The 20,292-nt window shown below is 74.4% G+C and carries 15 protein-coding genes and 1 pseudogene; 4 read left to right on the top strand and 12 right to left on the bottom strand.

All coding sequences use genetic code 11. From position 1 onward, the window contains the following. Positions 1 to 40: 40 nt before the first annotated feature. A complete protein-coding gene (locus AB0E62_RS00175; protein WP_344351419.1) occupies positions 41 to 589 on the top strand; it encodes a sigma-70 family RNA polymerase sigma factor in 549 nt (182 codons plus the stop codon). A 143-nt stretch (positions 590 to 732) separates the two neighbouring features. Further along, positions 733 to 1,254 (top strand): hypothetical protein, encoded by a 522-nt coding sequence (locus AB0E62_RS00170; protein ID WP_362185646.1) that lies wholly within the window; start codon positions 733 to 735, stop codon positions 1,252 to 1,254. A gap of 386 nt (positions 1,255 to 1,640) precedes the next feature. Here AB0E62_RS00170 and AB0E62_RS00165 read toward each other — a convergent pair whose 3' ends face one another. The 3 genes from AB0E62_RS00165 to AB0E62_RS00155 form a co-directional block, all read right to left on the bottom strand. Further along, on the bottom strand, positions 1,641 to 2,504 hold the full coding sequence (locus tag AB0E62_RS00165; protein ID WP_362185643.1) for a DNA-formamidopyrimidine glycosylase family protein: 864 nt from the start codon (positions 2,502 to 2,504) through the stop codon (positions 1,641 to 1,643). A gap of 55 nt (positions 2,505 to 2,559) precedes the next feature. Continuing rightward, the gene (locus tag AB0E62_RS00160) at positions 2,560 to 4,647 is read right to left on the bottom strand and encodes a SpoIIE family protein phosphatase (protein WP_362185640.1); all 2,088 of its coding nucleotides are present in this window, start codon (positions 4,645 to 4,647) and stop codon (positions 2,560 to 2,562) included. 71 nt (positions 4,648 to 4,718) lie between these two features. Continuing rightward, on the bottom strand, positions 4,719 to 5,741 hold the full coding sequence (locus AB0E62_RS00155; protein ID WP_362185637.1) for a DUF6777 domain-containing protein: 1,023 nt from the start codon (positions 5,739 to 5,741) through the stop codon (positions 4,719 to 4,721). 127 nt (positions 5,742 to 5,868) lie between these two features. Between AB0E62_RS00155 and AB0E62_RS00150 the strand changes: the two genes are divergently transcribed. After that, positions 5,869 to 7,290, top strand: coding sequence for a lipase maturation factor family protein (locus AB0E62_RS00150; protein ID WP_362185635.1), 1,422 nt, complete (start codon positions 5,869 to 5,871; stop codon positions 7,288 to 7,290). 330 nt (positions 7,291 to 7,620) lie between these two features. Here the strand turns inward: AB0E62_RS00150 and AB0E62_RS00145 are convergent. The 4 genes and pseudogenes from AB0E62_RS00145 to AB0E62_RS00130 all read right to left on the bottom strand — a co-directional run. Then, positions 7,621 to 7,770, bottom strand: a pseudogene (locus tag AB0E62_RS00145) (amidohydrolase); the annotation flags it as partial. Beyond that, on the bottom strand, positions 7,767 to 8,741 hold the full coding sequence (locus AB0E62_RS00140) for an aldo/keto reductase (protein WP_362185632.1): 975 nt from the start codon (positions 8,739 to 8,741) through the stop codon (positions 7,767 to 7,769). The pseudogene AB0E62_RS00145 and the gene AB0E62_RS00140, both read right to left, overlap by 4 nt. Then, on the bottom strand, positions 8,738 to 9,496 hold the full coding sequence (locus tag AB0E62_RS00135) for an SDR family oxidoreductase (RefSeq protein ID WP_362185629.1): 759 nt from the start codon (positions 9,494 to 9,496) through the stop codon (positions 8,738 to 8,740). Before AB0E62_RS00135 ends, AB0E62_RS00140 begins: the two co-directional genes overlap by 4 nt. After that, on the bottom strand, positions 9,493 to 10,833 hold the full coding sequence (locus tag AB0E62_RS00130) for an L-fuconate dehydratase (RefSeq protein WP_362185626.1): 1,341 nt from the start codon (positions 10,831 to 10,833) through the stop codon (positions 9,493 to 9,495). The genes AB0E62_RS00135 and AB0E62_RS00130 overlap by 4 nt, the downstream gene beginning before the upstream one ends. Before the next feature lie 185 nt (positions 10,834 to 11,018). Between AB0E62_RS00130 and AB0E62_RS00125 the strand changes: the two genes are divergently transcribed. Then, complete coding sequence (locus tag AB0E62_RS00125; protein ID WP_362185623.1) at positions 11,019 to 11,720, top strand: FCD domain-containing protein; 702 nt, start codon at positions 11,019 to 11,021, stop codon at positions 11,718 to 11,720. A gap of 168 nt (positions 11,721 to 11,888) precedes the next feature. Here AB0E62_RS00125 and AB0E62_RS00120 read toward each other — a convergent pair whose 3' ends face one another. Genes AB0E62_RS00120 through AB0E62_RS00100 form a run of 5 tightly spaced genes read right to left on the bottom strand, consistent with a single transcriptional unit; the run spans position 11,889 to position 20,289 of the window. Continuing rightward, the gene (locus AB0E62_RS00120) at positions 11,889 to 14,909 is read right to left on the bottom strand and encodes a glycoside hydrolase family 38 C-terminal domain-containing protein (protein WP_362185620.1); all 3,021 of its coding nucleotides are present in this window, start codon (positions 14,907 to 14,909) and stop codon (positions 11,889 to 11,891) included. Then, positions 14,902 to 17,220, bottom strand: a complete 2,319-nt coding sequence (locus AB0E62_RS00115) for an endo-beta-N-acetylglucosaminidase (RefSeq protein WP_362185617.1) — start codon at positions 17,218 to 17,220, stop codon at positions 14,902 to 14,904. Before AB0E62_RS00115 ends, AB0E62_RS00120 begins: the two co-directional genes overlap by 8 nt. Further along, complete coding sequence (locus AB0E62_RS00110) at positions 17,217 to 18,473, bottom strand: glycosyl hydrolase (protein ID WP_362185615.1); 1,257 nt, start codon at positions 18,471 to 18,473, stop codon at positions 17,217 to 17,219. The genes AB0E62_RS00115 and AB0E62_RS00110 overlap by 4 nt, the downstream gene beginning before the upstream one ends. 26 nt (positions 18,474 to 18,499) lie before the next feature. Beyond that, on the bottom strand, positions 18,500 to 19,405 hold the full coding sequence (locus tag AB0E62_RS00105) for a carbohydrate ABC transporter permease (protein ID WP_362185612.1): 906 nt from the start codon (positions 19,403 to 19,405) through the stop codon (positions 18,500 to 18,502). Then, entirely contained in the window at positions 19,402 to 20,289 is an 888-nt protein-coding gene (locus AB0E62_RS00100) for a sugar ABC transporter permease (protein WP_362185609.1), read from the bottom strand. The genes AB0E62_RS00105 and AB0E62_RS00100 overlap by 4 nt, the downstream gene beginning before the upstream one ends. Between the last annotated feature and the right edge of the window lie 3 nt (positions 20,290 to 20,292).

Genomic DNA, 20,292 nt, shown 5'->3' with positions numbered 1-20,292 from the left:
GCCCCTGTCCGCCGGACGCGGCCTGCGCTGGCATACGGCCATGACGGCCGGAACCTCACTCACCCACGGGACGACGACCGCCGAGCACGAGCTGGCCGCGCTCCAGCGCGAGCACGGCGGTCCGCTGTTCGCCCTGCTGCTCAGGCTGTGCGACGGAGACCGCCAGCGCGCCGAGGACCTCGTGCAGGAGACCCTGGTGCGCGCCTGGCAGCACCCGGAGGCCCTGCACGCCGACGACTTCGACTCGGTACGGCCCTGGCTGCTGACCGTGGCCCGGCGCCTGGCGATCGACGCCCGGCGGGCCCGCCGGGCGCGGCCGCCCGAGACCGGCGACGAGGTCCCCGAGAACGCGCGGGTGACCGCCGATCACGCCGAACGGGCCGCGGCGATGCTCGATGTGCGGGAGGCTGTGAAGACACTCACTCCCGCCCACCGTGACGTGCTCGTACTGGTGTATTTCCGCGGGGCCAGTGTGGCGGAAGCGGCGGAGGCCCTGGGGATTCCACCGGGTACCGTGAAGTCCCGCGCGTACTACGCGCTGCGCGCCCTGCGCCGGGTCCTGCCGGGCTACGCGGCCGACCTGCGGTGAAACCGGACGGCTGGTCAAACCTCGGTAAAGCGCCTTGCCGCGGCCCGCGTTCGGGCATGGGCTGTCCTCATCCGCGTTCCGGACGGGGGTCCGGGCCCGGGGGTTCGGGCGACGCGCACGCACCGGAGGAAGGGCAGGAAGGAATGCCGCACAGAGGTCACCAGAACACGGACGGCGCCGACGGCGGTGAGCAGGCCGTCCCGATGGCCTGGTTCTACGCCGAGTACATCGCCGACGAGCTGCTGCGCACCGGCGATCTGATGCCGCCGACGTCCTTCGAGTTCCGGGCCGGCCGGGACGCGCTGGCGCTGACCGTCTTCCTGTCCGGCCCCGACGGGGAGCTGTCCGGCATCCGGGTGATCTCCCAGCTGGAGAACTGGCTGGCGCTGACCGCCTGCGACCAGCCGTGGCGCGACTGGGTGCGGGCGCGCATGGCCGAGCGGACCGAGCGGGCGGCCGGCTCCGGCGCCCCCTGCCCGGACCCGGACCTGGCGCTGGCCGCCGACGCCTGGCGCTGGCTGGAGGAGACCGAGCTGCTCGCGCCGGACCTCGACGCGGTGCCGGGCGGCGGCCCGGTGTTCGGCGAGGACGAGGGGCCGAAGGTGTGGACACCGGCCTGGCGGCTGGGGCTGCCGCTGGGCCACCTCGCGATCCACCTCTTCTGAGCCGCCCGCCCGCCGCCTGGCGATGGCACCGGGGCAGCTGACGCGCTGCCGCCGGGCCACCGCGCCGTCCGTGTGCACCGCCTGGCCCGGCCCGGTCCCGGGCTGCTGGACCGGCGGCTCGGGTACGGGCCGGCCGCCTCGGTGGTGCCGGCCGTGGCCGGTTCCGGGCTCGTGCCGTTCGCCGCCGGGCATCCGGAGCCTTCGCAGGCCCGGGGCACCCGGGTCACGTCGGCGGACGCGGAGTGGGGCGGCGAGGTGCGCGCCGAGGCCTGGGGCGGCGCGGGGCCGCGCGCCGGCCGGCGGATCGTAGCCGGCTTCCGGGGCGGTGACGGGGCGGTGACGGGACGCGCCGCGGGGCTCACTTCAACAGCCGGGACAGCCCGCGGTCACTTCAGCAGCCGGGACAGCCTGCGGTCGGCCAGCAGCTTGCCGCCGGTCTGGCAGGTCGGGCAGTACTGGAGCGAGGAGTCGCTGAAGGAGACCTCGCGGATGGTGTCGCCGCACACCGGACAGGGCTCCCCCGCGCGGCCGTGGACGCGCAGCCCGCCCTTCTTCTCCGCCTTCAGCCGGCCCGCCGCCACGCCCCGGGCCCGCTCGGCCGCCTCGCCGAGCGTGCCGCGCAGCGCCCCGTAGAGCCGGTGGGTCTCCTCGGGGGTGAGGGAGGCCGCGAGCTTGAACGGGGACATCCGCGCGGCGTGCAGGATCTCGTCGCTGTAGGCGTTGCCGACGCCGGCGATCAGCGACTGGTCGCGCAGGGCGCCCTTCAGCTGCCGCCGTTCGCCCTGGAGCAGGGCGGCGAAGCGGTCCTCGGTGAAGTCCTCGGCGAGCGGGTCCGGGCCGAGGCGGGCGATGCCCGGCACCTCGGCGGGATCGCGGACGACGTACACGGCGAGGCGTTTCTGGGTGCCGGCCTCGGTCAGGTCGAAGCCCTCGCCGGTCTCCAGCGCCACGCGCAGGGCCAGCGGGCCCTTGCCGGGCCGCGGCGGGCCGTCCGGCAGCCGGTCCCGCCACTGGAGCCAGCCGGCGCGGGCCAGATGGACGACCAGGTGGAGCCCGCCGTCCGTCTCGACGTCCAGGAACTTCCCGTGCCGGCGCACGGCCGTCACCCGGGCGCCCTCGAGGGCACCGGGCGGAGGGTCGTACGTCTTCAGCACGCTGACGGCGACCGGCAGCACCCGCACCACCCGGCGGCCGGCCAGGTGCTCGGTCAGGAAGTCCGTCAGCGCTTCCACCTCGGGCAGTTCGGGCATACGTCCACTGTGCCATCCGGCACCGACAACGCCACGCGGCGGCCGGGCGCGGCCGCTACGGCAGCCGGAACTCGCACCACACCGCCTTGCCCGCGCCCCGCGCCTGCACTCCCCAGGCGTCGGCGAGCCGCTCCACCAGGAGCAGGCCGCGCCCGGAGACACCGCTCTCGCCCGCGTCGCGGCGCCGGGGCAGGGCGCTGGAGCAGTCCTCGACCTCGATGCGCAGCCGGCGCTCGGAGCCCTCCAGCACGCGCAGGGTGACGATCGCGGAGCCCTCGGTGTGCAGCAGGGCGTTGGTGATCAGCTCGTCGGCCACCAGCTCGATCTCGTCGGCCGATGCGCGGGCGCCCCAAGCGCGGACTGCGGCGCGGATCAGGTGCCGGGCCTGGGTGAGGGCCTCCGGGTCGCCGGCCGCCACGTGCTGCCGGAGCCGGCCGCCGGGCCGGGCCGCCCGCGGGGCGCGGCGGCGCAGCAGGAGCAGTGCCACGTCGTCGTCGCCGCCGCGCTCCTCGGCGGCCCGGATCAGCCGGTCGGCGAGCGCCGCCACGTCGGCGGGCCCCTCGCGCACGAGCGTCACCAGGCCGGACATGCCGTCGTCCAGGTCGGTGCCGGGCAGCTCCACCAGTCCGTCGGTGCACAGCAGCAGCGTGCTGCCGGCGTCGAGTTCGAGGGTGGCGACGGGGTACTCCAGCCGGCCGAACTCGGCGGACAGGCCGAGCGGCAGCCCGCCCTCCACGGGGACCCGGACACAGCGGCCGTCACGGTACCGCAGCAGCGGGTCGATGTGCCCGGCGCGGACCATCTGGACGACCCCGGTGGCCAGGTCGGTCTCGGCGTACAGGCAGGTGGCGAACCGGTCGGTGTCGAGTTCGTGCAGGAAGACGGAGGCCCGGGCCATCACGGTGGCCGGCGGGTGGCCCTCGGCCGCGTAGGCGCGCAGCACGATGCGCAGCTGGCCCATGACGGCGGCGGCGTGCGTGTCGTGGCCCTGGACGTCGCCGATGACCGCGCCGACCCGGCCCGCCCCCGCCGGGGTGCCCCCGGGCAGCGGGATCAGGTCGTACCAGTCGCCGCCGATGTCCCGGCCCAGGGCGGCCGAGCGGTAGCGCACCGCGATGTCGGCGCCGCGCACGCTGGGGATGGAGCGGGGCAGCATGGCCTGCTGGAGGCCCTGGGCGAGGTCCTTCTCCTGCTCGAAGAGCATCGCCCGCATCAGGCTCTGCGCGATGCTGCTGCCGAGCGCGACGAGGACGGCGCGCTCCTCGGCGGAGAAGCCGCGCCGGTCGTCGTAGAGCAGGCCCATCGCGCCGATGGGGCGGGCCTGGGCGATCAGCGGGAGGTAGGCGGCCGAGGTGATGCGCAGGCCGGTGAGGTGCGGCCACAGGAGGGGGTAGTGCGCGGCGAACTCCTCCGGTGACTCGATGAACCGGGGGCTGAGGGTGCGTACGACCTCGCTCATCGGGTAGGGCTCGTCGATCCGGGTGACGCGGGTGCCCGGGACGAAACTGCCCGCGGGCCCCTCGGCCACCAGCCGGATCCGGCCGGCCTCCACCAGGCCCATGACCAGGCTGGTCGCGCCCAGGTGGCGGACGCCGTGGGTGTCCTTGAGCACGTCGATGACGTCCTGGACGCTGCGGGCGTGGGCGAGGGCGGCGGAGATCACCTGGACGACGCCGGTCTGCTGGCGGAACGCCTGGTCCTGGGCGGCCCGGAGGCTGCGTGCCGTGCCGTCGGCGAGTTCCTCGGTGGCGTCGCGGAGGATGCCGACGACGCGGTGCGGGCGCCCGGAGTCGTCGCGCCGTATGCGGCCCCGGGTGTGCGTCCAGCGCAGGGTGCCGTCGGGGCGGCGGATGCGGAAGTAGGCGCTGTAGTGGTCGCTGCCGTCCTTGATCGCCCGGGCGACGGTGGCGTCGAGCCGGGCGGCCTCCGGCGGGGGCACCCGCAGCGAGTTCAGGGTCTCCAGGCGGCCGTCGTACTCCTCGGGCGGCAGGTCGAGCACCTCGAAGGCCTGGGCGTCCAGGCGGAACAGACCGGCGTCCAGGTCCCAGTCGAAGCTGCCCATGCCGTTGAGCGCGAGAACCGGGTCCGGGCGCACGGGCCGGTCCTCCGGGAGTGACAGGGCGCTTGCACCCCGATCGGCCATGGGGCCACCTTGCCAGCATCCGGCCGATTCTTCGACTTGCCGGGCGGGGCGCGGGCGGGGCGGGCCCACGCTCAGGTGCCGGGCGCCGCGGGGAGGTCCGGGGCCACGGGTACGCCGGGCGGGCTGAGCGGGCCGGGGGCGCCGGCGGACGGGTCCGGGCGGCTCGGCTGCGCCGGGGCCGGGTCCGCCGGGGCCGGGTCCGTCGGGGTCAGGGCCGTGGGGGACGGGTTCCTGGGGGCAGGGTCCGTAAGGGGCGGGTCCGCGTCCGTCCGGCTCGTCGGGGTGGCCGGGGTGGCCGGGGACGGGCTGGTCGTGGCCCCGGCGGGCGGCGGGACGACGCGGTCCCGGCGGACGTCGTGGCCCGTCCGGCGCTCGGTCCAGGTGCGCTGTCCGGCGTCGACGAGGACGAGGCTCGTGACGGGCCGGGGCGCCGGGCTCACCACGATCACCCTGTTCGGCCGGTACCCGGGCCAGGGCGTGCCCCGCGCGCTGGCCCCGCCGCGGGTCGGCGCGGGCGGCGCGAGCGGGTTGCCGCAGACGCAGCGCACCCGGGGCAGGCCCCGGTCGTCCACGAGGACGGCGGTGCCGGCCTGGAGCACGGCCTGGTAGTCGTCCGCCCGGCGGCCTCGGTAGGCGTGGTTGGTGACGCGGGTGTCGGAACCGAGCACGACCGGGGTCAGGCCGCGCAGATAGGCGGGCAGCGCCGTCCGCCGCACCCCGACGACACCGGCGAACGCGTCGGCCCGGGCCCGGTCCGCCGCCAGAGAGCGGATGTGCCGCTCGACGTCGCAGCGCGCGACCCGCGGCGTGCCCCGGTACAGACCGGGGGTCGCCCCGGACACGGTGCGGGCCGCGCGCAGGGGTGCCGCCAGCTCCCCGGCGGAGACCTTGGCGCCGGTCCGGGGGGACTGCGCGGCGACGGGTCCGGTCGCCGCCGAGTCGGTGAAGGGCCCGGGCCCCCGCTCCCCGACGGTCTGGAGGAAGACGAGCTCTCCCACCCGGGTCTGCTTCACGCCGGTCCCCGCGCAGCCCGCGACGGGCAGCGCCGCCGCGAGCACGCAGGCCGTGACCAGGGTTCGGGTGGGTATCCGCACCGCACACTCCACATCACTATGGGTGATTACGCCCTATTGTTGGCATCGCACGGGTTTGGCTGGCAACTCGGGGACGACCACGCCGGGAGCGGCGAGGACGGAGCCGTACGGAAGGGCGCGCACAGCCGTGGACTGGTTCACCGCACCCGACTACTGGCTGAGCCGGCTGGTCCTCCAGCGGGCTCTGGCCGCCGTGTACCTGGTCGCCTTTCTCACGGCGGCGCTGCAGTTCCGGGCCCTGCTGGGCGAGCGCGGCATGCTGCCCGTCCCCCGTTTCACGGCCCGGGTGCCCTTCCGGCGCGCCCCCAGCCTGTTCCAGCTGCACTACTGCGACCGCTTCTTCGCGGGGTGCGCCTGGGCGGGCTGCGCGGTGTCGGCGGCCCTGCTGGCCGGGGCGGACTCGGCGCTGCCGCTGTGGGCGGGGATCGTGCTGTGGCTGGTGCCGTGGGCGCTGTACCTCTCGATCGTCAACGTGGGCCAGACGTGGTACGCGTTCGGCTGGGAGTCGCTGCTGCTGGAGACCGGCTTCCTGGCCGCGTTCCTCGGCAACGACGAGGTGGCGCCGCCGGTCGTCGTGCTGTTCCTGCTGCGCTGGATCCTGTTCCGGGTGGAGTTCGGCGCCGGACTGATCAAGCTGCGCGGCGACGCCTGCTGGCGGAAACTGACCTGTCTGGACTACCACCACGAGACCCAGCCGATGCCCGGCCCGCTGAGCTGGTTCTTCCACCATCTGCCCAGGCCGCTGCACCGGGTGGAGGTGGCCGCCAACCATGTCACCCAGCTGGTCGTGCCGTTCCTGCTGTTCACCCCGCAGCCGATCGCGTCGGCCGCCGCCGCCCTGATGATCGTCACCCAGATGTGGCTGGTGCTCTCCGGGAACTTCTCCTGGCTGAACTGGATCACCATCGTGCTGGCCCTGTCCGCGCTGCGGCTGCCGGCGACGGCACCGGCCGTTCCCGCGGCGCCGCTGTGGTACGAGGTGCTGGTGCTCGCGGTCGGCGCACTGCTGCTCTTCCTGAGCCACCGGCCCGTGCTGAACATGGTCTCCCGCCGCCAGGTGATGAACCGCTCCTTCGACCCGCTGCACCTGGTGAACACCTACGGCGCGTTCGGCAGCGTCAGCCGGATCCGCTACGAGGTGGTGGTCGAGGGCACGCTGGACGAGCCGCCGCGCCCGGACTCGGACTGGCGGGAGTACGTCTTCAAGGGCAAGCCCGGTGATCCCCGGCACTGGCCGCGCCAGTTCGCCCCCTACCATCTGCGGCTGGACTGGCTGATGTGGTTCGCCGCGCTGTCGCCCGCGTACGCCGGGGAGTGGTTCGGCGGACTGGTGGAACGCCTGCTGGAGAACGACCGGGACACCCTGAGACTGCTGCGCCGCTCCCCGTTCCCGCCCGGCACCCCGCCCCGCTATGTGCGGGCCCGGCTGTTCCGGTACCGGTACACCGGCTGGCGGGAACTGCGGGAGACGGGGGCGTGCTGGGAGCGGACCTATGTGCGGGAGTATCTGCCGCCGACCCGGCTGGCGGGGCCGGCCCAGAGCGCGTAGACCCGCGTCGCCGTGGACGCGAACAGTGCCGTGCGCTCCGCCTCGGCGAGGCGGGCGGTCAGCTCCCGCGCGGTGTGCAGTACCCGCGCGCGGGAGGCGGCCCGGACACGACCTGGTCGCCGGGATCGCCGGCTGGGCCGACCTCACCCGTCCCGGCCTCGCCGACGAGCCGGCCCGGCCGCCGTCGCCGACGCCCGGCTGGTCTGCTCGTGATGCTGCCCCAGCCGCTCCCGGCGTGCGCGCGGGCCGCCGCCCCGCTGCCCGGGCTCACCTTGCTCGCCTTCGTCCTGGAACCACCTGGGCGAACCCCCGGTCGCCCCGGGCGCCCGCGACGGTACGGCCGGCCCCGGCGGCCCGGGCCTCGGGTGCCAGGTCGGCGAGGAGGAGGTCGCGCCGCGGCGGGGCGGGTCCCGGGCCCCGGATCCAGTCCTGGTCGCGGACGGACAGGTCCCGGACGTGGTGGTGGGCGTCCACGGTCACGGCGGCTCCCGGCCGGCCGGGGGCAGCAGGCCGAGTTCGCGCAGCTCCTGCCAGAAGGCGTCCGGTACCGGTGCGGCGAACTGCTCGGCGCAGTCGTGGACTTCGGCCGCCGAGCGGGCCCCGGCCAGGACGCTCGCCACGGCCGGGTGCGCGGCGCAGAAGGCCAGGGCGGCGGCGCGCAGGGTGGTGCCGTGCCGCTCGGCCGCCGCCTCCAGCCGCAGGGCCCGGTCGAGCAACTGCCCCGGCGCGCGGCGGTAGTCGTACGTCGCCCCGGGCGCCGGGGCGGCCAGCAGGCCGGAGTTGAAGGCGCCGCCGACGACCACCGACACCCCCCGGCGCAGCGCCTCGGGCAACAGTGTCCTGGCCGCGCTCTGGTCGAGCAGGGTGTAGCGGCCGGCGCAGAGCACCACGTCCACGTCGGTGTCGCGGACGAACCGGGTGAGCATCCGGGTCTGGTTCATGCCGGCGCCGATGGCACCCACCACGCCCTCCGCGCGCAGCCGTTCCAGGGCCGGGTACCCCTCGCGGAGGGCCTGTTCGGCGTGGTCGTCGGGGTCGTGGAGGTAGACGGCGTCGACCCGGTCGAGGCCGAGGCGGCGCAGGCTCGCCTCCAGGGTGCGGCGGACCCCGTCGGCGCTGAAGTCCCAGACGCGGCGGTGGGTCGCGGGGGCGGCGAAGCCGTGGGCGCGGTCGTCGCCGGTGCCGTCGGCCGGCTCCAGGCGGCGGCCGACCTTGGTGGAGAGCGTGTAGCTCGCCCGGTCGTACCCGCGCAGGGCGGCGCCCAGGCGCCGTTCGGACAGGCCCAGGCCGTAGTGCGGGGCGGTGTCGAAGTAGCGGATGCCGCGCTCCCAGGCGGCCCGGACCGCCGCGTGCGCCTGCTCGTCGCTGACCGGGCGGTACAGGTTGCCGAGGGCGGCGGCCCCGAAACCCAGCGGGGTGACCTGGACGCCGGTGCGGCCCAGGGCGGTCACCGGTCCGCCGTCGGCCGCGGCCGCAGGCCCTGCATGCCGCCGTCGACGGCGAGCGCGGTACCGGTGGTGGCACCGGCCAGGGGACTCGCCAAGTAGGCGATGGCGGCGGCCACTTCGGCGGCGGTGACGAGCCGTCCGGTGGGCTGGCGGGCCTCCAGGGCGGCGCGTTCGGCGGCCGGGTCCGGGGCCGCGTCCAGCAGCCGGCCGATCCACGGGGTGTCCACCGTACCGGGGTTGACGCAGTTGACTCGGATGCCCTCGCGGACGTGATCGGCGGCCATGGCGAGGGTCAGGGAGTGCACGGCGCCCTTGGTGGCGCTGTACAGGGCCCGTTGCGGCAGGCCCGCGGTGGCCGCGACGGAGCAGGTGTTGACGATCGCGGCGTGGGCGGAGCGGCGCAGGTGCGGCAGGCAGGCGCGGGTGGTGCGGACCATGCCGAGGACGTTGACGTCGAAGACGTGCCGCCACTCGGCGTCGGTGTTGTCCTCGACGGTTCCCCGGGCGCCGATGCCCGCGTTGTTGACCAGGATGTCCAGGCCGCCCAGCGCGTCGGCGGCCTCCTGCACGGCGGCCCGCACCGAGGCGTCGTCGGTGACGTCGGCGCGCCGGGCCAGGAACGGTTCGGGCACGTGGGAGGGGTCCAGGTCGAGTACGGCGACCTGGGCGCCGCGTTCGGCGAGCAGGCCGGCGGTGGCCCGGCCGATGCCGGACGCGCCTCCGGTGACCAGGGCCTTCAGGCCCGCGAACTCGCTCATGCGGTCTGCTCCTTCCGGCCGTCGGGACCGGTGGACCAGTAGGTGCCGCCGGGGAAGGTGTAGCGCGCGAGGGCTTCCGGGCGCAGGGCCGCGGAGAAGCCGGGCGCGGTGGGTGCCGTGTAGTGGCCCGCGCGGATCACCACGGGGTCCAGGAAGTGCTCGTGCAGATGGCCGACGTACTCGATGACCCGGTCCTCGGTGCTGCCGGAGAGGGCCACGTAGTCGAACATCGCCAGGTGCTGGACGAGTTCGCACAGGCCGACGCCGCCGGCGTGCGGGCAGACGGGGACGCCGTACTTGGCGGCGAGCAGCAGGATGGCCAGGTTCTCGTTGACGCCGCCGACGCGGGCGGCGTCGATCTGCACGATGTCGACGGCGCCGGCCTGGAGGAGCTGCTTGAAGACGATCCGGTTCTGCGCGTGTTCGCCGGTGGCGACCTTGACCGGTGCCACGGCCCGGCGGATCGCCGCGTGGCCGAGGATGTCGTCGGGGCTGGTGGGTTCCTCGATCCAGTACGGGTCGAAGCCGGCGAGCGCCTGGGTCCAGGAGATCGCCTCGGCCACGTCCCAGCGCTGGTTGGCGTCGACGGCCAGGCGGACGTCCGGTCCGACGGCCTCGCGGGCCACCCGGCAGCGGCGCAGGTCGTCGGCGAGGTCGGCACCGACCTTCAGCTTGATCTGCCGGAAGCCGTCGGCGACCGCCTGCCGGGCGAGCCGGGCGAGCTTGTCGTCGTCGTAGCCGAGCCAGCCGGGCGAGGTGGTGTAGGCGGGGTGGCCGGCCTCCAGCAGACGGGCCGTACGCCCGCCGGCACCGTCTCTCCCCCGGCGCAGCAGCGTCAGCGCCTCCTCGGGCGTGAGCGCGTCCGTCAGGTGGCGGAAGTCGATCTGGCTCACCAGCCACTCCGGTTCGGCCTCGGCGAGCAGCCGCCACAGGGGGCGGCCGGCGCGCCGGGCGGCGAGGTCCCAGACGGCGTTGACGACCGCGCCGATCGCCATGTGCAGCACGCCCTTCTCCGGGCCCAGCCAGCGGAGTTGGCTGTCGTGGGTCAGGTCCCGGTACAGCGTGCCCGGGTCGGCGCACAGCTCCTCGACGGACCGGCCGACCACATGGTGGCGCAGCGCGTGGATCGCGGCGACCTGGACCTCGTTGCCGCGTCCGAGGGTGAACGTGAAGCCGTGCCCCTCCGGCCCGCCCTCGGCGTCGGTGCGCAGCACGAGGTAGGCGGCCGAGTAGTCGGGGTCCGGGTGCATCGCGTCGGAGCCGTCGAGTTCGCGTGAGGTGGGGAACCGGATGTCGTAGGTGTCGACGGCGGTGATGCGGGCGGGCGTCGGGGACACGGGGGCCTTTCGGTCCGGGTGGTGGGCGTGCGCGGCCGGCCGAGCGTGAGGGTGACGCCGCATACTTATCAGACCACTGCGCCGCCACGACAGCCTCCCGCACGGTGAATTCCCTCCGGCTGCCCCCAGTGGTCGGACCACTGTCCTGGCTAGACTGCCGGGCACCCGGTGGCTGGAGGAGTAGCGTGGACGATGCGGCCCCGCGCAAGGGCACGGTGACCCAGCGCGCCGTCGAGGAGATCAAGGCGATGATCGCCGAGGGCCGGCTGGCACCGGGCCAGCGGCTGCCCACCGAGCGGGAACTCGCCGTGCGGCTGGGCATGTCCCGCAGCTCGACACGGGAGGCGATCCGCGCGCTGACGGTCATGGGCGTGCTGGACGCGCGGCACGGCTCGGGCATCTACGTCGGCACGCTGGAGGCCGGTGACCTGCTGGAGTCCTTCGGGGTGGTCGCGGACCTGTCCCCGGGGCCGCGCCTGGTGGAACTGCTGGAGGTGCGCCGGGTCCTGGAGTCCACGGCTGCCGCCCTGGCCGCCGCGCGCATCACCGAGGAGCGACTGGCGGTCGTGGCGGATCATTTGGCGGCGATGGACGCCACCGACGACCCCGAGGAGATCCTCGCCCACGACCTCGCCTTCCACCGCGAGATCGCGTCCGCCGCGGGCAACGCGACGATGGCCGCCATCCTGGACGGCCTGTCCTCCCGCACCTTCCGCGCCCGCCTGCGGCGCGGCCACCAGGAAGCGGACGCCTTCGCCCGCACCCGCCGCGAACACGCCGCCATCCACCGCGCCCTCGCCGCCCGCGACCCGGAGGCCGCCCGAGCGGCGGCAGCGGCCCACGTGGGCGGGGTGGAGGAGTGGCTGCGGGGTCGGCTCCAAGGCTAGCGGTCGCCCCCGCACCCGCACCCGCCCCCGCCCCCGCCCCCGCAGATGCGAAATGCCGCACGGGCTGTCGCCGCCGCGCTTCGGGCAGGAGCAGCGGCGTCCGCGGGGCGGCGGGGTCAGCGGCCGGGAGGTCCGCCCGGTGACCCGTGGCGCGCGGTGTCCCGCCGGTCAGGGCCGGGTGAACCTGAGCGTGACGAGCTGGAACGGACGCAGGCGCACGGTGATCCGCTCGTCCTCGCGCGCGGGCGGCTCCGCGTCGGGGAGGGGGCGCTCCAGGAGGTCGGTGACGGTCACGTCGGTGAACGGGAAGCCGGTCGTCAGGGTGGGCCGGGCCCGGCCCCCGTGGGCCTCGTGGAAGCGGACCACCACGTCCCCGCTGCCGTCGTCGGCGAGTTTCACCGCCGTCACCACCACCGCGTCGTCGTCCACGGTGACCAGCGGGTCCACCGCACGGTCGCCGGTCGTATGCCGTTCCGGCAGGTTGATCCGCCAGCCCTCGCGGACCGCGTCGGCGACCGAGGCGCCGGGGACCAGGGCGTGCCGGAAGCGGTGGATGCCCTGGTCGGTCTCCGGGTCGGGGAAGCGCGGGGCACGCAGCAGGGACACCCGGACGGTGGTGGTCGTACCGCGGTCGCCGCCGGCGCGGACGGTGCGGGTCACATCGTGGCCGTACGTCGAGTCGTTGACGACCGCCACCCCCCAGCCGGGCTCCTCGAGGTACACGAAGCGGTGGTTGCACGCCTCGAACTTGGCCGCCTCCCAGGAGGTGTTGGTGTGGGTGGGCCGGAAGGCGTGCCCGAACTGGGTCTCGGACGCGTACCGTTCGGCGTGCAGGTCGAGCGGGAAGGCCAGCTTCAGGAACTTCTCCGTCTCGTGCCAGTCCACCTCCGTGTCCACGACCAGCCGGCGCTCTCCCGGCGGCAGGGACAGCAGCTGGGTGACCCGGGAGGAGCCGAAGGCCCGGACGATCCGCACCGAGGCGCCGTCCTCACCGGCCGTGACCGACTCCGCGTCGGTGAGGTCGGTGACGGTGTTGCGGTAGAAGGCGTCGACGTCCCAGGCATCCCACATGTTCGGCAGGTCCGGGTGGAGTTGGAGCAGGTTCGCGGCCGCGCCGGGGGCGACGGTCTCGCGGTCGGCGGCCGGGTCGTAGGCGGAGACGACCAGGCCCCGGGCGTCCACGGTGATCCGCAGCAGGCCGTTGTCCAGCGTGAACCCGCCGTCCTCGCGGGGCGTGAGCGTGACGGTGCCGGGCGCCTCCGGGGTGGCGGCGGCACCCGCCGGGACGCCGTGGCGGGCGTGCGGGGCGGAGTTGAACAGCAGCGGGGTCGTACCCTCACCGGCCAGGGCGCGCTGGGCGGCGTCGATGATCGCGGTCAGCTCACCGGTCAGCCGCTCGTACGTCGCCCGGGCCTCGCGGTGCACCCAGGCGATGGACGAGCCGGGCAGGATGTCGTGGAACTGGTGCAGCAGGACCGTCTTCCAGACGCGGTCCAGCTCCTCGTACGGGTAGCCGAACCCGGCGCGTACGGCCGCGGTGGCGGCCCAGAGTTCGGCCTCGCGCAGCAGGTGCTCGGCGCGCCGGTTGCCCTGCTTGGTCCGGGCCTGACTGGTGAGGGTGGCCCGGTGCAGCTCCAGGTACAGCTCGCCGACCCAGACCGGCGGTTCGGGGTACTCGGCCTCGGCCTGCTCGAAGAACGCGCGCGGGGTCTCCCAGCGGACGGTGGCCGAGCCCTCCAGGTCCCGCAGCCGGGCCGCCTTGGCGACCATCTCCCGCGTGGTGCCGCCGCCCCCGTCGCCCCAGCCGGTGGGGGCGAGGGAGTGCCGGGCGCGGCCCTTGTCCCGGAAGTTGCGTACCGCGTGGGCGATCTCGCTGCCCTTCATCGAGCAGTTGTAGGTGTCGATCGGCGGGAAGTGCGTGAAGATCCGGGTGCCGTCGATGCCCTCCCAGTGGAAGGTGTGGTGCGGGAACCTGTTGGTCTGCGACCAGGAGATCTTCTGCGTCAGCAGCCACTTGGAGCCGGCCGCCCTGATGATCTGCGGCAGGCCCGCGGCGAACCCGAAGGTGTCCGGCAGCCAGGCCTCCTCGTTCTCGACGCCGAACTCGTCGAGGAAGAATCGCTTGCCGTGCACGAACTGCCGGGCCATCGCCTCCGATCCGGGCATGTTGGTGTCCGACTCCACCCACATCCCGCCGGCCGGCACGAACCGCCCCCCGGCCACCGCCTCCTTCACCCGCGCCCACACCTCGGGCCGGTGCTCCTTCACCCACGCCCACTGCTGGGCCTGGGACATGGCGAAGACGAACTCCGGCTCGTCCTCCAGCAGCGCGGTCATGTTGGACACCGTCCGGGCCACCTTGCGCACGGTCTCCCGCAGCGGCCACAGCCACGCGGAGTCGATGTGCGCGTGCCCGACCGCGCCGAGCCGGTGCGCGGAGGGCACGGCCGGGGCCGCCAGCACACCGGTGAGCCGCTCCCGGGCCCGGCCGGCGGTCGCGTTGACGTCCTGGAGGTCGACGGTGTCCAGGGCCCGTTCGACCGCGCGCAGGACGTCCCAGCGGCGCGGCGAGTCCACGGGCAGCTCGGCCATCAGCTCACCGAGCACCTCCAGGTCCATGACCAGCTGCCACACGGTCTCGTCGAACACGGCGAGGTCCATGCGGGCGAGGGTGTACTGCGGCTCGGCGCCGGCGGTGTCCTTGTCGCCGAGCCAGGTGGGCCGGAAGGGGTGGTAGTCCAGGATGACCGGGTTGGACGCGGCCTCGATGTGCAGGCACACCTCCTCGCCGCCGGTGACGGGCGCGCCGATCCGTACCCACTGGTTGCGCGGGTTGAGACCCTTCACGGGGGTGCCGTCAGGGCGGTAGACCAGGCCCTCGCACTGGAAACCGGGCATGTTCTCGTCGAAGCCGAGGTCGAGCAGGGCCTCGACGGTCCGGCCGGCCCACGCCCCGGGCACGGTCCCGGTCACCCGGAACCAGCTGGTGCCCCAGGGAGCGCCCCAGCGGGCGCCCACCTCAATGGGCTCGGGCGCGGCGGCGAGTCCCTCGGCGACCGGCACCGGTTCGCCGGGGGCGTGCCACACCGCGACCTGGAGCGGCACGGACTCGGGGTACACGGCAGGGCGGATACGTTCGTCGAGCACGCGCCTGAGGCGGGCTTCCACCAGCGTGCGGTCGTCATGCATGCGGGGCGCTCCCTGCGGTTCCGGGTGATGACCAGGGGTGGGTGACGGTGACGGGGGCCGAGGCGTTGTAGAGCTCCCCCACGGCACGCACTTCGAACCGTGCGGCCGGCTCGCCCTGCTCGGGCCGCAGACCGGCGGTGAACCAGGCGCGCTGGCCGGTGGCGCCGAGGAAGCGGCGGGTGCCGTCGGGGAGGAGGCGGTGGAGGGTGTAGTGGCGGACGGGGCCGGGGGCGGGGTTCCAGGCGAGGCGGAGGTCGCCGCCGTTCGCCGCGGTGACGCGGGCGGCGGAGGGGGCGGCGGGGGCCGGTGGGGTGCCGTCGGGGCGGACGGCGAGGTGGCCGAGTCGCCAGCGGACCGGGGTGTGGGGGGTGGTGGGAGTGTGGGGGTTGGCGGGGGTGAGCCGGATGCCGAGGAGGTGCGCGGTGCCGGAGAGACCGGTGAGCGGGACCGTGACGGTCCGCCAGCTGTTGACCGAGTTCACACGGGGGTGGGTACTGCCTGAGTTGCCGCGTGTTTGCGGGTTGCCCGGGTTCACACGCGTCCAACCGTTACCCGACGTCACACGGGCTTCCCCGTGAACCGAGTTCACACCGGTGTCGACGGTGTGCGAGGAAGGAGAGGCGGGCTCGTGATCCGGGTTCACACCCACCTCTGCCTGGCCCGAGTTCACACCCCATCCGACGATCGCCCGCTGCCCGGCGGTCCGCGTGTTGACCGGGTTCACAGCCACAAAGCTGTACGTCGGCGCCTCCCCCGGTCCGCTCGGTTGGGCCGTTGCCACCGCCAGTTCGACGTTCACCTCCCCAGACTCGCTCCGGTACGTCAGGTCGACAACCGTGTTCACAGTGATCGGCAGCCGGGTCGCGTACAGGTCCAGCACCACTGGTTGATCGAGTTCACCCGCCACCAGCACGCTGCTTCCGCCCCGCCAGGCGTCGGCGAAGTCGAAGGCGACCGTCGGCCGTGTCCCCGCCGTCCGGACCACCCACCGCCGTGACGGCAGCCGGTCCTGGAGGCCGAGGTGGTTCCACGGGGTGTCCGAGACGACGGCCCCCTCGTCGTACCACCGCAGCCCGTGGCCCGTGTTGAACACGGTCGCGAACGGCACGGAGGTCACCGTCGACCGGTCCGCCACGGACACCGCCGGCGCCCGCCAGGGATCACCCGGATCGGGCCGCGACGGGTCCATGGACCGTCCGGTCCAGAACCGGTCGTCGGCCGCGTGGAAGTCCCCGGGGGCGCGGCGGTCGGCGGGCAGCTGGTTCCGGGTCCACTCGGGCCGGTAGAAGCCGATCGAGGTGACGTGCGGACTGCCGGCCGGCACGATCGCGTCCCAGTCCACCTGCGTGCCGGACCCCTGGGACTCGACGTCGATACCGGCCCACAGGTCGTAGCGGCTGCGCCCCAGCCGGTCCGCCTTCGTGCCGGACGACGCCAGCGAGGCCGCGCTCCACCGGAAGTCCACGAACAGGGCGCCGGCCGCCTCGAAGAACGCCTGGTTCTGGCTGGTCAGGGCGCCCTGCCAGTTGACCGTGCCGTTCACGGTCAGCGCGTCGTACCAGGTCACCCGCTGTCCCCTGGCCGCCGCCAGCGCCTTCAGCTCCCGGACGAAGCCCAGCACGGCGGTGCCCAGCGCGGTGTTCCCGCCGCCCGTCTCGACGTTGAGGAACCAGCCGTCGAAGCCGTACGCCGCCGCCACCGCGACGAGCTGCGCGGCGAGAGGGTAGTGACCGGTGGCGTCCTTGCGCACCAGGTCCCGGGTCCACTGGAGCTGTCCGCCGTAGGCCGCCGGTGGCAGGAAGACGTTCCCGAGGACGGGGACGCCGTGCCGGTGGGCCGCGTCGACGACCGGGGCGTTGGGGGCGAGGATCAGCCCCTCGCCGGCCGAGCCGCCCCAGAACACCAGCTCGTCGATGTACGCCCAGTGGGTGAGCGCGTAGAAGTCGGCGGTGGCCGAGCCCTGGGAGGGGTTGGCCGACGTCGGGCCGAAGGAGACCAGCGCCTGGACGCGGGCCTGCTCCGTGCGGGCGGTGGGGTTCACCGGGGTCGGGGTGAAGCGCGGGGCGAGGGGGACGGCCGCGGCGTTGAAGGCGAGGTCGGGGTCGTCGGCGGCGCGCCAGTCCTTCAGACTGCGCCAGGTGACACCGGGGCCGGGGCTGCCGGCGGGCAGCGAGTCCGGGTACCAGTAGGCGGCGTACGGCGCGGTGGCGGCGGACGCTCGGAGGGTGGGCGGGGCAGCCGTGGCCGGCGGGGCGGGGGCCAGGGCCGCGGCACCGGCGGCGAGCAGGACGGTGCGTCGGGTGGGGTTCACGAGGGGGTGCCTCCTCGGGGGATGCGGAGTACCTGGCCGGAGGTGACGACCTCGGTGATGCCGCGCGCGGCGAGGTGGTCCCGGTCGTCGGCCCGGGTGTCCAGCACGGTGGTGGGGCGGGCGCCGTCGGCGACGAGCCGGAAGTAGGCGTCGAAGACGTCGCCGCCGGGCGCGCAGCGGGAGCGCCGGCCGGGCGCGGCGGGGACGACGAGGGCCGTACGGCGGGTGGCGGGGGTGCGGTGGGTGGCGCGGGCCGCGTCGGCCAGCACGCGGGCGATGTCCTTGGGCCGTCGTTCGCCGGTGAACAGGCCCAGGGAGTACTCCAGTTCGGGGAAGTCGGCGAGCCCCCGGGACACGTCGTGGGAGCACCACCAGGTGACGCCCCACAGGCCGGGGCAGTCCAGGGCGTTGCCGATCGTGGCCCCGGCGAAGGCGGCGGCGTGTTCGGCGGGCACCAGCGGGGCGGGGGCGCCGACTTCCTGGAGCCACACCGGCCGGTGCGGGTCCTCGGCCCAGGCCTTGCCGAGTTCGACCAGGTAGGCGGCGTGGTGTTCGGTGGGTACGGAGGTGCGGCCGTACTGCTGGGCGGTGCCGTTGAACACCCAGGAGTGCACGGCGGTGACGGCGCCGAGCCGGGCGGAGTGGGCGGGGGTGAAGGGCTGGTCGTCCTGGTACCAGGTGGCGTCGTAGGAGGCGTGCAGGTGGAGGCGGCCGGGGGCGCCCTCGGCGCAGGCGTCCAGCATCCGGGTGAGCCAGCGTCCGGCCTCGTCGGGGGTCACCGGATCGGGGTCGGGGTGGGGGGCGGCGGCGAACTGGTTGGTCTCGTTGCCGACGGTCATGCCGAGGAAGTGCGGCCGGCCGGCGAGGGCGGCGGCGAGGGTGCGCAGGAGGGCGGCCTGGCCGTCGGTGACGTCCGGGTCGGTGAAGAGGTTGCGGCGGTGCCAGGTGCGGGTCCAGGCGGGCAGGAAGTCGAAGCTGGACAGGTGGCCCTGGAGTCCGTCCACGGCGGTGTCGAGGCCGCGTTCGGCGGCGGCGTCGGCGAGGGCCACGAGCTGGTCGACGGCGCGGGGGCGGATCAGGGTGCGGTTGGGCTGGAAGTACGGCCACAGCGGGAAGACGCGGATGTGGTCCAGGCCGAGCGCGGCGATCGCGTCGAGGTCGGCGCGGACGGAGTCGAGGTCGAAGTCGAGCCAGTGGTGGAACCACCCTTCGCTGGGTGTGTAGTTGACGCCGAAGCGCACGGCAGGAGGCATGCGGTGTCCTCGCGTTCGGGGGAGGTTCAGCCCTTGACGGCGCCCTCGCCGACGCCCCGGAAGAAGTACCGCTGGAGGCAGGCGAACAGGGCGATGAGCGGCGCCACGGCGATGACGGTGCCGGCGGCGACGAGGCGTTCGTCGTCGGCGAAGGTGCCGTGCAGATGGTTGAGGCCGATGGTCAGGGTGAACTTGGAAGGATCGCTGAGCACGATCAGCGGCCACAGGAAGTCGTCCCAGGCGCCCATGAAGGCGAAGACCGCCACGACGGCGAGGGTGCCCTTGACCGACGGCAGGGCGATGCGCAGGAACCGCTGCCAGGCGTTGGCACCGTCGGCGTAGGCGGCCTCCTCGATCTCGTACGGCAGGGAGCGGAAGGCGCCTCGCATCAGCAGGACGTTCATCGCGCCGACGGCGCCGGGCAGGACGACGCCGGTCAGGGTGTTGTTCAGGCCGAGTTCCCGCATGGTGGTGAACTGGGCGATGACGATGCCCTCGACGGGGACGAGCATCGCCAGCACGAAGACGAGGGTGGTGACACGCCGGCCGCGGTAGCGCAGCCGGGCCAGGGCGTATCCGGCGAGGGCCGAACCGGTGCAGTTGGTGACGACGTTGGCGGTGGCGACCTTCAGGGAGTTCAGGGCGTAGTCCCAGACCGGGATGGTGTCGGTGACCCGGGCGTAGTTGTGCAGGGTGGGGTGGGCGGGCAGGAGGCGGGGCGGGGAGCTGTAGATGTCCTCGGTGGGGCCCTTGAGGGAGGTGGACAGCTGCCAGAGGAACGGGCCGGCGGTCAGGGCGAGGACGGCGAGGAGCAGCAGGTAACGCCAGACCAGTTCACCGGGCCGGACGCGGCGGCCGTGCTCGTCGGTGATACGGGGCTCGGGGGCGACGGCGGCGGCCCGCCCGGGCCGGACCTTCTCCAGGACGCTCACGGCTCCTCCCTCCGGTCGGCGCGCAGGACGAGCAGCATCAGGGCGACGGTGACGGCGAACACGACGACGGAGAGGGCGGAGGCGTAGCCGACCCGGCCGGTCAGGCCGGTGCCGGTGCGCTGGACGAGCATGACGAGGGTGGTGTCCTCGCCGGCCGGGCCGCCGCTCGGGCCCGCCATCAGGTACACCTCGGAGAACACCTTGAAGGCGGCGACCGAGGAGAGCGCGGCGACGAGCACCATGGTGGACCGTACGGCGGGCACAGTGACGGACAGGAAGCGGCGGAGCGGGCCGGCGCCGTCGACGGCGGCGGCCTCGTGCAGTTCGCGCGGCACGTTCGCCAGCGCGGCCAGGTAGATGACCATGTAGTAGCCGAGGCCCTTCCACACCGTGACCGCCATGGCGCTGAGCAGGAGCAGCCACTGGTCGCTGAGGAAGCCGATCCGGCCGATGCCCACCGTCTCCAGCGCCGAGTTGACCAGGCCGCGTTCGTCCAGCAGCCACACCCAGATCAGGCCCACCACGACGATGGAGGCGACGACGGGGGTGTAGAAGGCGGAGCGGAAGAAGGTGATGCCGGGGATGTTCCGGTGCACCAGCAGGGCGAGCAGCAGCGGCAGGACGACCAGTGCGGGGACGACCACCAGGACGTACAGGGTGCTGTTGCGCAGGCCGGTCCAGAACATGTCGTCGTGGAGCAGTTCGCGGAAGTTGGCGAGTCCGACGAAGCGGCCGGGGAGCAGGGTGCGGCGGTCGGTGAAGGAGTTCACCAGGGTGGAGACAAAGGGGTAGAGCACGAAGGCGCCGGCGATCAGCAGTCCAGGTGCGGCGAACAGCCAGGGGCTCGACGGGAGTTGTCGTCGGGCGCGCAGGGGGGCGGCCATGGC

Source organism: Streptomyces sp. NPDC038707 (assembly GCF_040636485.1).
GTDB lineage: Bacteria > Actinomycetota > Actinomycetes > Streptomycetales > Streptomycetaceae > Streptomyces.
This window is presented reverse-complemented; position numbering and strand designations above follow the sequence as displayed.

Bases quoted from the DNA above. Each gene is read 5' to 3' on its own strand.
- AB0E62_RS00175 (WP_344351419.1), top strand. From the start codon at position 41: ATGACGGCCGGAACCTCACTCACCCACGGGACGACGACCGCCGAGCAC.
- AB0E62_RS00160 (WP_362185640.1), bottom strand. From the start codon at position 4,647: ATGGCCGATCGGGGTGCAAGCGCCCTGTCACTCCCGGAGGACCGGCCC.
- AB0E62_RS00165 (WP_362185643.1), bottom strand. From the start codon at position 2,504: ATGCCCGAACTGCCCGAGGTGGAAGCGCTGACGGACTTCCTGACCGAG.
- AB0E62_RS00120 (WP_362185620.1), bottom strand. From the start codon at position 14,909: ATGCATGACGACCGCACGCTGGTGGAAGCCCGCCTCAGGCGCGTGCTC.
- AB0E62_RS00135 (WP_362185629.1), bottom strand. From the start codon at position 9,496: ATGAGCGAGTTCGCGGGCCTGAAGGCCCTGGTCACCGGAGGCGCGTCC.
- AB0E62_RS00110 (WP_362185615.1), bottom strand. From the start codon at position 18,473: ATGCCTCCTGCCGTGCGCTTCGGCGTCAACTACACACCCAGCGAAGGG.
- AB0E62_RS00170 (WP_362185646.1), top strand. From the start codon at position 733: ATGCCGCACAGAGGTCACCAGAACACGGACGGCGCCGACGGCGGTGAG.
- AB0E62_RS00100 (WP_362185609.1), bottom strand. From the start codon at position 20,289: ATGGCCGCCCCCCTGCGCGCCCGACGACAACTCCCGTCGAGCCCCTGG.